The sequence below is a fragment of the Kitasatospora sp. NPDC003701 genome (assembly GCF_053587085.1).
The window spans coordinates 14,662-28,943 of sequence record NZ_JBSFNM010000052.1; the positions used below are offsets into that span (position 1 = coordinate 14,662).

The 14,282-nt window shown below is 73.2% G+C and carries 10 protein-coding genes and 1 pseudogene; 7 read left to right on the forward strand and 4 right to left on the reverse strand.

Annotation, left to right across the window (positions count from 1 at the left end):
- Positions 1-145 precede the first annotated feature (145 nt).
- Positions 146-1,498, forward strand: coding sequence for a Fic family protein (locus tag ACWDRR_RS33710; RefSeq protein ID WP_449776064.1), 1,353 nt, complete (start codon positions 146-148; stop codon positions 1,496-1,498).
- Between the two features lie 770 nt (positions 1,499-2,268).
- Here the strand turns inward: ACWDRR_RS33710 and ACWDRR_RS33715 are convergent.
- From ACWDRR_RS33715 to ACWDRR_RS33725, 3 genes are all read right to left on the reverse strand, one after another.
- A complete protein-coding gene (locus ACWDRR_RS33715; protein ID WP_449776065.1) occupies positions 2,269-3,003 on the reverse strand; it encodes a hypothetical protein in 735 nt (244 codons plus the stop codon).
- 169 nt (positions 3,004-3,172) lie between these two features.
- Complete coding sequence (locus tag ACWDRR_RS33720) at positions 3,173-4,072, reverse strand: MAB_1171c family putative transporter (RefSeq protein WP_449776066.1); 900 nt, start codon at positions 4,070-4,072, stop codon at positions 3,173-3,175.
- A 1,459-nt stretch (positions 4,073-5,531) separates the two neighbouring features.
- The gene (locus ACWDRR_RS33725; RefSeq protein WP_449776067.1) at positions 5,532-6,389 is read right to left on the reverse strand and encodes a helix-turn-helix domain-containing protein; all 858 of its coding nucleotides are present in this window, start codon (positions 6,387-6,389) and stop codon (positions 5,532-5,534) included.
- 127 nt (positions 6,390-6,516) lie between these two features.
- On the opposite strand from ACWDRR_RS33725, the gene ACWDRR_RS33730 reads away from it, so the two are divergent.
- Entirely contained in the window at positions 6,517-7,581 is a 1,065-nt protein-coding gene (locus tag ACWDRR_RS33730; protein ID WP_449776068.1) for an aldo/keto reductase, read from the forward strand.
- 218 nt (positions 7,582-7,799) lie between these two features.
- Here ACWDRR_RS33730 and ACWDRR_RS33735 read toward each other — a convergent pair whose 3' ends face one another.
- Positions 7,800-9,098, reverse strand: a complete 1,299-nt coding sequence (locus ACWDRR_RS33735) for an MFS transporter (protein WP_449776069.1) — start codon at positions 9,096-9,098, stop codon at positions 7,800-7,802.
- A gap of 231 nt (positions 9,099-9,329) precedes the next feature.
- Between ACWDRR_RS33735 and ACWDRR_RS33740 the strand changes: the two genes are divergently transcribed.
- The 5 genes and pseudogenes from ACWDRR_RS33740 to ACWDRR_RS33760 all read left to right on the forward strand — a co-directional run bounded on the left by ACWDRR_RS33740 (position 9,330) and on the right by ACWDRR_RS33760 (position 13,981).
- Positions 9,330-11,294, forward strand: a complete 1,965-nt coding sequence (locus ACWDRR_RS33740; protein WP_449776070.1) for a prolyl oligopeptidase family serine peptidase — start codon at positions 9,330-9,332, stop codon at positions 11,292-11,294.
- A complete protein-coding gene (locus ACWDRR_RS33745) occupies positions 11,291-11,473 on the forward strand; it encodes a hypothetical protein (protein WP_449776071.1) in 183 nt (60 codons plus the stop codon). The genes ACWDRR_RS33740 and ACWDRR_RS33745 overlap by 4 nt, the downstream gene beginning before the upstream one ends.
- Before the next feature lie 270 nt (positions 11,474-11,743).
- Positions 11,744-12,907: a cytochrome P450 family protein gene (locus ACWDRR_RS33750; protein ID WP_449776072.1), complete on the forward strand. Its 1,164-nt coding sequence runs from the start codon at positions 11,744-11,746 to the stop codon at positions 12,905-12,907.
- A gap of 224 nt (positions 12,908-13,131) precedes the next feature.
- Positions 13,132-13,758: pseudogene (locus ACWDRR_RS33755) on the forward strand (hypothetical protein); the annotation flags it as partial.
- A gap of 121 nt (positions 13,759-13,879) precedes the next feature.
- A complete protein-coding gene (locus ACWDRR_RS33760; protein WP_449776105.1) occupies positions 13,880-13,981 on the forward strand; it encodes a hypothetical protein in 102 nt (33 codons plus the stop codon).
- Positions 13,982-14,282: the final 301 nt, after the last annotated feature.

A 14,282-nucleotide genomic window follows, 5' to 3' on the forward strand; every position in this document is an offset into this window, starting at 1 on the left:
AGGACCAGCGAGACGGGCGGGTGGCCCTCCCTGGTGCGGAGCTGGCGACCCGGCGGAGCTGGAGTCCTGGTGGCGGTCCGCCTTGCCTCGGCCTGGAGGGAAATAGCGTTGCTCACACCCCTGGCCCCCGTGGCACCCTGACCGGGTGTTCAATACGCTCCACCCCACAGGCCTGACCTGGGACGAGGTCGACCCCGCCGGCCACCCCTTCGACCGCGCTTCGGCGGCACAGGTGGTCCACTCCCTCGGCCCGGCACGGCGGGTGCCCTCACGGCTGGACCCCAACCTCGATCTGACCAAAGTCAACTGGGCCTGGGAGGTGGCCAAGCCCTGGTCCGATGCCATGACGCATGTGCTGATCGAGCGCTACGGCCGGTGGGCGGCGGGGTGGCGCTGGTCGCTCGGCGAGGGGGACGTCGACGGCGGGCCGGTCGGGAACTGGTGCTGCGGGTCGCACTCGATCACCACTCCGGAGCAGACCCTGGACCACGTCGCGGCGGCGCTGTGCGAGTGGCGCGACTGGCTGGAGCACCTCGCCCAGTGGTTCGAGGCCTACCCCCTGGACCCGCAGACCCTGGTGGCGGACCGGATCCTGTGGGAGCGCGCCGCCCGCAACCTGATCCTGCAGGTGGCCGACCGGACAGGCGCCGAGAGCGGCTGGTACGGGCACTGCCAGCAGGTCCTGGGCTGGTTCCTCAGCTCCTGGGGTGTCGCCCCCGAGCTGGCCGAGCGGCTGGTGCGACAGGCGGTCGGCGGCCGGTTCAAGAGCTGGACCGCGCCGGACACCGTCCTGGCGGAGGACATCGCTGAGCGGCTGGTCGGCCCACTGCGCCCGCAGGACACCCACTGGTCACCGGACCCGGGCGAGCTCCCGGACCACCTGGAGCGCTGGCTCGCGGTGCGCGAGAGCGTGCCGTGGCCAAACCGCGAGGACAGCGCGGACAGTGGACCGGCGACCCCCGCCCGCGACGGCGCAGCGGAGGACTTCCGCTCCTTCGACGCCGCAGTGGACCCCGCCCGCGCCGCCGGCCTGCTCGCCGCACTGGAACTGGTGCGGGCCGACGCGGCACGTGGTGCCGCGCTCGACTTCGAGCTACTGCGCGGCTGGCAGCAGCACGTACTGGGCACACCCGAGCCGCCACCGCTGCGCGCCCGCCCCGCCTTCGCCAAAGACGGCGAGGAGCGCTACGGGATCGGCCCCGACACCCGCACCCGTCTCGACGCCTGTCTGACGCAGGCCACCGACGGCCGGCTCTCGCTGGCCGCCAGGGCGGCCCGGACCTACCTGGATGTCTGCTTCTTCCACCCATTCGACGACGGCAACGCCCGCGCCGCCCTGCTCACCCTGCTGTTCGTGCTGGCCCGCGCAGGCGTCACGCTCGACTCAGTGGTGCTCATCCGCCGGTTCGGCCACCGGGCCGACGACCCGCACGACGCGCTGAGCCTGTGCCGTTCCGTCGAGCTCCACCTCAGGCAGAACCGCACCGCAGCTCAGTGACCGCCCCGGTACAAGCCGCGCCGCTCGCATCGCGGTCTCTGTTACAGGCGACACCGGAACTTCGCCGGCCTACGACACTGCTCTTCAGCACGAACACGACACCACCGTTCAGCGATACGCGGCACTGACCAGCAGCGACCACCGCCCAGCGACTGAAAACAGGCGGCGCACCAACGCTGCAACCCACACTCCACCCATCACCCGCAGCGATCCGGACCATCGGACCGGGCCCGGCACATCGACCCGGATTGGTCTACCAGAACGCGATCCTGGCGCTCGAAACGGTGTGAGGTCACAGACCGGCACCCGGCCGGACAGCCAGGAGCCGCTGGAGCCGAGCAGCCGGGACCCAGCCCGACGGGGCGAGAAGCGGGCCCGGCCCACCAAACCGGGCAAGGCCCTGGCGGCCGAAGCCGGACCGGGCACCCGGACAGGACAGGGCAGGGACCGACCCGGCAGGGCAAAGACCGACCAGGCCGGGCCGGGCAGGGCCTGGTTCCGTGACAATCAGCCCGTCACGAAACCCCCTCCAGTACCCGAACAGGACAACCAGAGCCGGGCGAGGCGGGCGGGCCGGGACCGCAGCAACGGGCAGGGGCGGCAGGGGATAGCAGGACGGCAGGGGCGGACTACCCGGCCCTGGCGGGCCCGGCGCCGGGCCGGGACCGCAAGGCGGGCCGGGCAGGGCGGCAGGACGGCAGGGGGTGGCAGAACACCCTGGGCCGGACAGCCCCGCACGGACTTCCCTCCAGGTCATCCATCCCGGACCGTCAGGCCAAGCCAGCGGCGTGCACCACCGGAAGATCCCCTACCCGTACTTCTCCGGCCACGGCAGCTACGCGCCGGTCCGGAACAACAGCATCGTCGACGACGGCGCCGGTGGTGACCGGCCGGTGTCGGGGAACTGGGACGGCGGCGCCGCCTCCAACGTCGGCATCTGGCGCAACGGCATGTTCCACCTGCGCAACGACGACGGCTCCCCCACCTACGTCGACTGGGGCGGCCCCGGCGACATCCCCGTCTCCGGCAACTGGGACGGCACCGGCCCCGACAACGTCGGCATCTTCCGCCCCTCCACCGGACAGTTCCACCTCCGCATGGACGACGGCAGCCTCGTCCTCATCGACTGGGGCGGCGGCAACGACATCCCCGTCGCCGGCAACTGGGACGGCGGCCCCGCCTCCAACGTCGGCATCTGGCGCAACGGCATGTTCCACCTGCGCAACGACGACGGCTCCCCCACCTACGTCGACTGGGGCGGCCCCGGCGACATCCCCGTCTCCGGCAACTGGGACGGCACCGGCCCCGACAACGTCGGCATCTTCCGCCCCTCCACCGGACAGTTCCACCTCCGCATGGACGACGGCAGCCTCGTCCTCCTCGACTGGGGCGGCGGCAACGACATCCCCGTCGCCGGCAACTGGGACGGCGGCAACGGCGGACCCGCCGCCAACATCGGCATCTGGCGCCCCTCCACCGCCACCTTCCACCTTCCACCTGCGCAACGACGACGGCTCCCCCACCTACATCGCCTGGGGCAACCCCCGATAACCCCCACCCCCGGGGTGCGACCACCACCCGCACCCCGGGACCCCCCACCCCGTCAACCGTCACCCCGGGTGTCCGCCAACCCGTCAACCCGTCACCCCGGGTGTCCGCCGACCCGTCAACCCGTCACCCCGGGTGTCCGCCGACCGACGCGCCGGGTACGGCGTCCAGCCGTTCGGCGGCGGACACCACCGCCGGCGAGCCCACCGCAGCCGCGACCTGTTCGAACCAGTGCAGCTCGGCCGCCAGGTCCAGTTCACCCCGCACGAGCGTGCGGCCGCCGAAAGCCGCCGCCCGACCGGCCAGTTCGGCCGCGGCGGCATGGCGCACCAGCACAGCCTCCACGGCCGGCGCCAGCTCGCCGCCAAAGACGCCCGCCGCCCGCAACTCCCGCTCGGCCAAGGCCGGATGGGCGTCACTGAGGTGCCCCTCCAGGGCGAGCACGCTGTCCCTGATCTCGATCACGTACCGGTACAGCCGCAACCGGGGGTTCTTGCGCCTCAGCTCCTCGGGCAATGGCAGGACGACCCCCGGCGTCGCGGTCTGGAGCAGCCGCCACAGCGGCGCGATCCGTTCCGCCTGCCGCGCGGCCGCGCGCTTGTGCCGGTACTCGGCGAGCGCCGGCCAGACGACGGCGAGTGCGAACAGCACCAGGGTGAGCGCCAGCAGCACCTGGGTGGTCCCGGCTATCGCGGCCGGCTGCGGTACGTCGAACCCCGCCTGATCCACCGTCAGGTACACCAGGCGGTGGAGCAGGTACACCGTCCCGAGCAGGGTGGAGACCCGCATCAGCCACAACGAGGTCCGCGCCGGGCCGGGCGCGACGTGCCTGCCGTGGATCCAGCAGAGCCGCGCCGCCGCAGCCAGGCCGATCGCGATGTCGCCGGTCAGCAACACCCAGTAGACGTATCGGCCCAACGAGCCCTGGCCGTAAGTCAGCAGGTCGACCTCGCCGTCCGGGCGCGGCATCACCACGAACGCGACGGTCAGCGCGACCGACGCGGCCCCCAGCCCCGCCAGGTTCACCCGCGACACCCGGCACCGGGGACTTCGACCGCGCCCGCGGCTCGATCCACGCCGACACGATGGCTGCGGGCACGAGGCGCTTCACGATCGACCTCGACCGCTGACCGACCCCGCTCCCGCCCGCGGCCGCGCCGACCGGCAGCGGGCAGCGACGGCGGGCGGCCGGCCGCGGGCCGCGGGCGGCCGGGCGTACCGCGACCCTGCGGGACAGCCGCCGAGGAGGCGAGACGGGACCGCTTTCGGAGCCGGAGGCCGCCACGGGAGGGCGAGAGGGATCGGGCCGTGGGCCGCCTCACCGGTCCGGCTGCCCGTCCCACCTCTTGGCACCCCGTCCCGGTCCAGGACCCCTCGCGCTTCAGGAGAAGATCCTCTTGATGCTCGCGCCGCAACGCCCCGCGGTCACATCGGGCCAGTACCTCGCCGAGCCGCAGCCCGTCGCCGCGCCGGTCATCATCACCTGGACCCGGGTCCGCCCCGGCACACCCACCGCGGTCACCGAGACCGCCGAGGCCGCCGACCGATACACCGCCGAGCACCACGGCCCCGGCGAGGAGCATTACTCCAACACCCTGCCCACCGATGCCCGCGCCGGCGCCGCCTTCCTCCACGCCGCCGACAGCATCCTGACCGCGGACGGCCTCCGCCGCCGCGATGCCTCCCCCGGCCCCGGTGGAGAACCGCACCCGCACCGGCATCGTCCCCACCCGCCACCAGAGCCGGGGCCACGTGTTCAAGCGGCAACGCCCGTCGTGCTCGTGGCGGTTCCGCGCCGTTGCCGAGACCCTCGTCCCCACCCATCGCCGTACCGGGCGGCAGCCGACCCGGCGCATCCCCACGAGCCAGGTCGGCCACCGGCCCGAACAGATCCCGGCCCTCCTCCCCCAGAAACGGGCCGACCGGCACCTCAGCGCGTTCACCGCCGCCGGCGGCCTCATCCCACGTCGCAACGCGGGCCACCCACCTCGTCCGACGCGCTCGCGGCCGCGGCCCGCTCGAAGCAGCCCGGTTCCCGGGCATCGAAGCCGGCGAGCACGGCACCGGGCCCACCAGACTCGGCAGGTGGGCCCGCGCCCAGGACAACCCCCACGCCTTCGACCCCGCCCCGGACGCCATCGCCGCCGACCTCAAAGCCTCGCCCCGCACCGACCACCAGCACCGCCGCCCATGCCTCGCCCACCGGACACCGACGCCCGCGATCTGGAACCACACGGTCGCCCAACCGCAGGAACAGCCCGGGAACCGGGCCATCACCGACGACCGGAAGCGACGTGCCGTCCCCGCCTGCATCCGGGCCCGCGTCACCCGAGGCGAACCGGATGAGCCCGGACACGTCAGTCGGAACCGGTCAGGGCCGGCGAGCTGCGGTTTCGGGTCCCTGGGACACCCTTACCGGCACCACTCCCTGGGACACCCTTGCCGGCACCACCTGCTCACGCTTCCTGCGACCAACCGCGAGCTGTCAGCCTTCTCGGCACCCGTCAGCGCCGCACAGCCGGTGCAGGGCTGCGCGGCTCTCGTCGTCCGCGGCACGGTAGACCAGAAGCCGCAACTCCGGGTCCTCCAGCGGGAGCAGGACCTCGAAGTCGACGGCGATCGCCCCGACGGCCGGGTGGCGCAGCAGCTTGCGACCGCGGCCGTTGACACGGACCTCCCGCTCGGCCCAGAGCCGGGCGAAGTCCTCGTCCTGCGCGGTGAACTCGGCGATCAGCCCCGCCAGTTCCCGGTCCTGCGGGTGGGCCGCCCAGGCCGCGCGCAGATGGGCGACACCGTCGCGCAGCACCCCCTCGCGATCGGCGTAGAAGCCGCGCATCGGCGGGTACAGCAGGCACAGCCACATCGCGTTGCGCCGCTGCGGCGGCACGGCGTCGAACTCCGGCAGCAGCCGGGCCATTTCCGGGTTCCAGGCCAGCAGGTCGTAGCGGTGGTCCAGCAACGCGGCGGGCAGCGGGGAGAGCTCGCCGACCAGACGGGCCAGCGCCGGCGCCGCACCGGTGGCCGCCCCGCCCCGGGTGCCGCCAGGGCGGCGGTGTCCGGCCAGGTCGAACAGGTAGTCGCGTTCGCCGGGTGCCAGCCGCAGAGCCCGGGCCAGCGCCGCCAGCACCTCCGCGGAGGGCCGAAGCCCCCTCCCCTGCTCCAGCCGGACCACGTAGTCGGTGCTGACCCCGGCCAGCTCGGCGACCTCCTCGCGGCGCAGTCCCGGCGTCCGCCGGGCCCGCCGGTGCGCGGGCAGGCCCAGCCGCTCCGGGTCCAGCCGTTCGCGCCTGCCACGCAGGAAGGCGGCCAGTTCCTCGGTGGTGTCCACCGTTCGTGTCGTCATGACCGGTCCAACCGCCGGGGTGGGACCGGCCTTCCCAGGAAAGCCCCTCCCTTATCCGGGGACCGCCCCCGCCGCAGACTCGGTCCCGGCAACGGAACACGAACACACGCGAACACAGGAGAACCCGATGGCACTGGCCCTCGACGACTACCGGCTGCTGGGCCGCTCGGGACTGCGGGTCTCACCGCTGGCCCTGGGCACCGCGACCTTCGGCACCGAATGGGGCTGGGGCGCGGAACGGGCCGAGGCCCGCAAGCTGTTCGACCGCTACGTCGGGCTCGGCGGCAACCTCCTCGACACCGCCGACACCTACACCGACGGCAGCTCCGAGCGCCTGCTGGGCGAGTTCGCCCAGCAGGAACGCGAACGCCTGGTACTGGCGACCAAGTACTCGACCCTGCGCCGCCCCGGCGACCCGAACTCCGGGGGCGGGCACCGCAAGGCGCTGTTCGGCTCCGTGGAGAGCAGCCTGCGACGGCTCGCCACCGACTACCTCGACCTGCTGTACCTGCACGTCTGGGACTCCCGAACCCCCGTGGAAGAGGTGCTGCGCGGCCTGGACGACCTCGTCCGGCAGGGCAAGGTACTGTACGTGGCGATCTCCAACACCCCGGCCTGGCAGGTGTCCCGGATGCAGGCGATCGCCGACCTGCGCGGCTGGTCACCCCTGGTCGCGCTGCAGCTCGAGTACAGCCTGATCGAACGCACCGCGGAACGCGACCTGATCCCGATGGCCCGGGAACTGGGCCTGGGCGTGATCCCGTACTCGCCGCTCGGCGGCGGAGTGCTCAGCGGCAAATACCGCCGGAACGACATCGGCACAACAGGCGCCGGCCCCGACGGAAGCACCCGCCGCAGCCACAACCTCGCCCTGGGCACCCTCACCGAACACAACCTCGACGTCGCCGAGGTCGTCCGGAAGACAGCCGACGAGCTGGGCCGCACCCCGGCCCAGGTCGCACTGGCCTGGACCCTGCGGAAACCGGGCGTCACAAGCACGCTGCTCGGCGCCCGCACCCCCGCCCAACTGGAAGACAACCTGGGCGCCCTGACGGTCGAGCTGACAAACACCCAACAGGCCCGACTCGACGCGGCGAGCGCGATCACCCTCGGCCAACCGCACGAACTGCTGACGGGCGAGCCCATCCGCCGGGTGACCACCGGCAACCTGCGAATCGAGACCCGCCACTGACCCCGCCACCAACGCCGGAACCCGCAACCCGCAACCCGCAACCCGCAACCCGCAACCACGCCCGGCTCACCGTCCGGACAAACCACATCCCGATCCGCCGCATCGAGCTGCGCGAGGCCACCGCGGCGGGTTCGGACGCGGAGGACCGCGAGGAGGACTTCCGGTGAACTCCGCCGCCGCGTGACCCTCGTCCACCGGGGTCCTCCCGCAGGACCGGGTCAGTCCGGGGCCCCGGTGGCCTGGAGGCGGCGCAGGGCCAGGATCAGATTGCCGCTGCCGAACGTCGCGAGCGCGGCGACGCCCCACAGGGTCGCCGCGACACCGGCCCGGTCCAGCACGGCGCCCGCGGCCAGGAAGCCCAGCGGCCCGGCCAGGGCGCTGATCGTGACCACGGCCTGCAACACCTTGGGCCCGAAGCCGTCCGGCAGCCGGGCGGAGAGCAGGCCCATCAGCGGCGCGTTCGCCAGGGGCGCGGCGGCCGATGACAGGCCGACGGCGACGGCGAGCACGCCGGCCGGCACGGGCACCAGGAGCGTCCACAGGGGCAGAGCGACACAGACCAGGGCCGTACGGGCGAGTCGTACGGGGGCGATCCGTGCCGCCAGCACATAGGCGGCCACCGCGCCCACCAGGCCACCGGCACCATCGGCGGCGATCAGCAGGCCGCCGACCCTGGCGTCCCCCTCGAACCGGGCGAACGCCAGCACCGGCAGGGTGATCATCAGGGTTCGCAGCATCAGCCCGAACACCACGGTGGACAGCATCGCCCGGCTCAGGAACCAGTCACCGCACAGATGCCGCACCCCCGCCCACAGGCCGCGGGGCCCGGCCGCGGACCCTGCGGCCCCGCCACCGCCCGCCGGGACGCGGCGCAGCAGCAGCAACCCGGAGAAGGCGAACGTGGCCACGTCCAGCCACACCACCGATGTGGTCCCCACCAGCGGGATCAGCGCCCCCGCGAGCGCCGGTCCGGCGAACGCCGAGCCGTTCTGCACACCTGCCAGCGCGCTGTTGGCCCGGGCCAGAGAGCGGGCGTGCGGGCTCAGCAGTTCCATCGCCAGCACCCGCTGTGCCGCGTGGTACGGAACGGCCAGCGCCCCGAGCGCCACGACGATCGCCACGAGGACGGCCAGATCGAGCGCGCCCAGGGCATGCAGCAGCGGGATCAGCGCCACGACCGGGGCGCGGGCGAGATCGGAGACGACCATGGTCCGGCGGGCGCCCAGGCGCTGGATGACTTCCCCGCCCGCGAAGCCGAGCAGCGCCATGGGCAGCACCTGGGCCGCGAAGACCAGACCCGCCCGGGTGGCCGAGCCGCTGGTCTCCAGCACCAGCCAGGGCAGCGCGAGCATGGTCATCTGGGTGCCCAACGCCGTCACCGCGCCCGCGACATAGACCGCCGTCAGCGCACGGCTCGGCCTGCCACCCGCTGTGCCGTTCGGCGCTGCGCCGGCTGGCACGGGCGCTGCGCCGGGTGGGACGGGGGCTGCGCCGGGCCGGGTCGCCGCGATCGTCATCGGGTCGCCCCTTTCTCCTCGGTGGGTCCGGGTCGTGTGGTCGCCCCCGTACCCTGTCGCCCGCCCACCGTCCGGTGCCAGGGAAGGCCCGGCAGGAGCCCACTGTCGGTGCCGCTGCGCTTTCTTCCCTGCCACGCAGCCCGCCCGTCCGGCAGCGTGATGGCCGTCGGAGCCCACCACAGCCAAGGCCACCGGCGGCGGGAGCGGATACCGACGAAGGGAGGGACGGCGATGAGCGGCGACATCGGAACGGCGGTGCACGTCCCGTCCTTCGCCGCCCGCGACGGAGGGCGAGCGGTCGAGACCCGGTATGTGGACGGTCTCCCGCAGATCGTGGCCTGGGACCTGACGACGGGTCAGCGCCGCCAGGTGACCACCGCACCGCTGGGTGTGGAGACCGCCGCCATCGAGCCGGACGGCCACGGCCTGTGGTGGTTCGACGCCGCTCCCGGCGGTCAAGGCCGCTGGCTGCGCGCGCCGTTCGAGGGCGGCCACCCGCGCCCGGCGCTCGACGGCGTACCCGCCGGGCGGATGCACGGCCTGGCCTTCGACCCTCGCAGCGGCCTCGCCGCCGTCGGCGTCGGGGTCGCGGACCGCTCGCGGTACTACCTCGGCCGGCCGGGCGAGCGCGCCCGCCTGGTGGCCGAGGAGCCCGGCTACGCGGCCGTGGCGGGCCTGGCCCCCGGCGGCCGACTGCTGGCCACCGCGGGGGGCCCGGCCGGACCGGCCGCGGTCCGGCTGTGGTCACCGGCCTCCGGCGTCCTCGTGGACGCCGTCCCCGGCGCAGCGGGGGACAGCGCAGCGGGGGACGGCGCCGGCGGCGCGGTGTGGGCGCTGGGCTTCCGCCCGGACCTCACCACCGCACGGCCGGAACTGCTGCTGATCCTCGAACGCGCGGGCCGCTACACCCTGGCCTTCTGGCGGCAGGGCGAGGGGATCCGTACGCACGGTCCCGGCTCCGCCCTCGACTTCGACACGGAGATCACCGCCTGCTGGTACGGGCCCGGCCGCACGGCGCTGGTCCAACAGGACCGGGCGGGACGCAGCCGCCTGCTCCGCGCCGACCTCGACCGCGGTACGACGACGGTGCTTCCCACGCCCGAGGGCACGATCATCGACTTCTCCTGCGCACCCGACCGCACGGTCCACTGCCTGTGGAGCCGCGACGGCGAACCGCCCCGGCCACTGATCCACCACCCGGAAAACCCGGAACGTGCGGAGCACCCGGAACCCCCGGAACGTCCCGACCGCTCCGACCGCCCCGACCCCTCCGACCCCTCCGACCCCTCCACGACGGCGTCACGCGGCACGGCGCCCGGCGGAACGACCGGATCCGGGCGCCGCGAGCTGTGGACACGGCGGCCGTACGGGCGGATCCACAGCTTTGTGGCCACCCCGCCCGGACGCGGGGCGGGCCACCGCCCCTGGCCGACGGTCTTCCTCGTCCACGGCGGGCCCCACACCCACGACCGGGACGCCTATGACGCCCGGACCGAGGCCCTGGTCCGGGCCGGATTCGCCGTGGTGCGCACCAACTACCGCGGCTCGACGGGCTACGGCCCCCGCTGGCGGGACGACTTCGGCCACCGGGTCGGCCTCGCCCAGCTCGAAGACCTCGCCGCGGTGCGCGGCCACCTCATCGACGCGGGAGTCGCGGAGCCGGGCCGTACTGGCATGTGCGGCTACTCCTGGGGCGGCTATCTGACGCTGCTGGCGATGGGCGTCCAGCCCCGGCTGTGGGACGTGGGGCTGGCCGTCGCCCCGGTGGCCGACTACACGGCGGCGTACCGGGCGACGACCCCGGCACTGCGGGAGGTCGACGACCGCCTCTTCGGCGGCACCCCCGAGCAGGTGCCACACCGCTATCACGCGGCCTGCCCGATGACCTACGTGGACCGCGTACGCGGCCCGCTCTTCCTCGCCGCCTCGGCGGACGACGAGAAGTGCCCTCCGGAACAGATCGAGCGCTACCTCGCCGCGCTGCGGCGCCGCGACGTCCCGCATCGCGTCCGGTGGCTCGGCGGCGGACACGACGTGGGCCGTGACCCGGCCGGACACGCCGCCGCCTGGGCCGCCATGGTGCGCTACGCCGACGACACGCTGCGCGCCTCCCCCAGAACCGCCGACCGCCGCACCAACGGGCGGACCGGCTCGCACCACCCCGTCCACCACACCGAAGAAAGGTCAACCCCATGAAGCGTCACGGACTGCGCGTCGACCCCATCAGCGCCACCGAGCGCGAGCGCGGGATCATCATTCCGCCGCACACCCAGGCCGCCCTGGACAAGGCGGTCCCGGTCCGGCCGAACGGCCCGGCGCGGACCTGCGCCACCCGCACGAAGACGGACACGGAGGAGAAGTCGCCTCTGCAGTGAGCCCCAGCGGCGCCGTAGCGGGGTGCCACGCCCGGCACCCCGCCGCGGCGCCGGCCGTGCCGGTGAGGACAGGAGAACACCATGACCACAGCTACCGCAGCGACGGCAGCACCCCGCACGAACGGTCCCCGGCCGAACGGTCCCCGGCCGGAGACGCACCGGACGAACGGTCCCCGGCCGGAGACGCACCGGCCGGACAAGCCCGAGACGACGGAACCGCACCGGAACCCGCCGACGTTCCTCAGCGACCCGTACCCGACCCTGGCCAGGATGCGGCAATCCGCCCCGGTCTCCGTGCTGCACATCGACGGCGGCCCGCGGCTGTGGATCATCCCGCGCTACGTCGACGTCCGGGCCGCGCTGTCCGACCGCCGCTTCGCCCAGGATGCGCGGCGCGCCCAGGCCCTGGCCGACAGCCGGGTCGAGGGCGCCACCCTGGGCAGCGAGATCACCCACATGCTCAGCAGCGATCCGCCCGACCACACCCGCCTGCGCCACGTGGTCCAGGCGGCGTTCAGCCGCAAGCGGGTCGAGGCGATGCGGCCGATGGTCGAACGCATCACCCTCGAACTCCTCGACGGGCTGGACGCGGCAGCCGCCCGCCACACGACCAGCACCACCACCGCCACGGTGGACCTGGTACGTGACTTCGCCTTCCCCCTGCCGATCCTCGTCGTCTGCGAACTGCTCGGCTTCCCGCCCGAGGACCGCGACCTCTACCGGACATGGTCGACCGCCATCGTCACCCAGCAGGGCGACCACACGGCGTTCCGGCGAGCCGTCCAGGAAATGGGCTCCTACGCCCTGGCCATCGCCGACCGGCGTATCCGCCGCAACGACCGCCCCGCCGACCTGCTCACCGAGCTCCTGGAGGCCCGCGAGCGCGGAGAGCTGACGGACGACGAGATCGTGGGCATGGTCGCCCTGCTGCTGATCGGCGGACACGAGACCACCGTGAACCTGCTGAGCACCTCCTGCCTCGCACTGCTGCGCGACCCCGGCCAGGCCGCCTGGCTGCGCGCCGACCTCACCCGGATGCCCAGCGCCGTCGAGGAGTTTCTGCGCTACGACTCCCCCATCTGTATGGCCACCACCCGCTTCACCACCGAACCGGTGGACGTCGGCGGAGTGGAGATCCCGAAGGACGAGTTCGTACTGCTGTCCCTCGGCGCGGCCAACCGCGACCCGACACGCTTCCAGGACCCCGACCGCCTCATCCTCGACCGCCGGGACACCGGCCATCTCGCCTTCGGCGGTGGCATCCACCGCTGCCTCGGAGCCCTCCTCGGCAAACTGGAGACCGAGATCGCACTCACCGCGCTCCTCGCCCGCTACCCCGGAACGACCCTGGCCTGCCAGGAACACGACCTACGCTGGCGCAACACGATGATGCTGCGCGGCTTGGAAGCACTGCCCCTCACCCTGCACCACTGACCCCCACCCCGCACCCCCTGCCTCCCCGCACCATCGCGACCCGGGCCCGGTCGGTCAAGGAGAGCGAGACACGGGTCCGCAAGGCGGAACCACGCCAGACGAACGACAGACGAACAGGCCGCCGACCGACGCCGACCCACCGATCAGGCGCCCGCCCCGAACCGTGAGGCCGGATGCCCTCGGGGTCGAGTGAACGAAGCTCCCCCGGGAAATGATCTCCAACGATGCGGGAAACAACCGGCCCACAAACCACGGAAAGCTCCAGACCGGCGAACTCCCTCAGTTGGCCGCAAAGCCCCGCTTCGGCCAAGCCGACCTCACCAAAACCACCTCCACCCGCGACGCCCAATTCGAGGCGGCCACCTTCGAGGGATTGCAGCATCTGGGTCCCATGGTCTGCGCGGGCTCACCCTGCCTGTGCCCAAGCGGGGCACGACGGCGCGGGTGAAGAAGGCCTTCTTGTTCTCGGCATTGGAGGCGCAGACGGGCCGGTGGCAGGGGTGGTGGGTGGCCTGCGGGCAGCGCGTAGAGTCGCACATCCCCGCCGGCTTCGTCGCGGCAGGGGTGCCGGCCAGGGCGAGGCACAGGGCCTTGGACGGGTCGGTGAAGCAGCAATAGTTCGCCGTCCCGAGGTGCAGGGAACCGGCCCGCCGGGCGAGCAGGTTGATCACTTCCTGGCCTCCCGGCTTGACCCCGGGGGCGGCGGCCGCCATCCGGTGCAGCTTCTCGTCGACGGAGGCGAAGAAGCTGAGGCCGACGCGAGCCGCCGGCTGTCTTCCGTGATCGCCCGCTACAGCAAGATCGATCTTTTGTGCCTGGACGAGTTCGGCTACCTCAATCTGGACCGCAAGGGCGCCAAGCTGCTGTTCCAGATCTTCACCGAGCGCGAGGAGCGCAAGGCCACCGCGGTCGTCGAACTCTCCCTTCACCGAATGGGACAAGACCTTCGGCGACGCCCGCCTCAGCGCGGCCATCGCCGACCGGATCACCTTCCGCTGCACCCTGATCCAGACCGGCACCGAGTCCTACCGCTACCGGGCCACCCAGAAATCCCTCTTCCCCACCCCGAACTGACACACCCCCGACAGCACGGAAAGGCTGGACTGTCAGCGACCAAGCAGGCCGCGGACCAGTGCCGCCAACCACCAGAGCCTGGCTTCGGGCCCCTTCATCCCGCTCCCGCACCCGCGAAGGTGCCGAGCAGCCCAGGGTCCGGGCTGCTCGGCACCGAGCAGTGTGCCGCCGCCCTTGTTGCAGAGTCGACAGGAATCATCGGGCACCGACTTCTGCCGGACCAGGATGCGGCACCCTCGCAGGTCGTGCTGGAGCAGCAGCGACATCAGAGATCGCACGGCACCCGGTTCGGGGTCGAGCC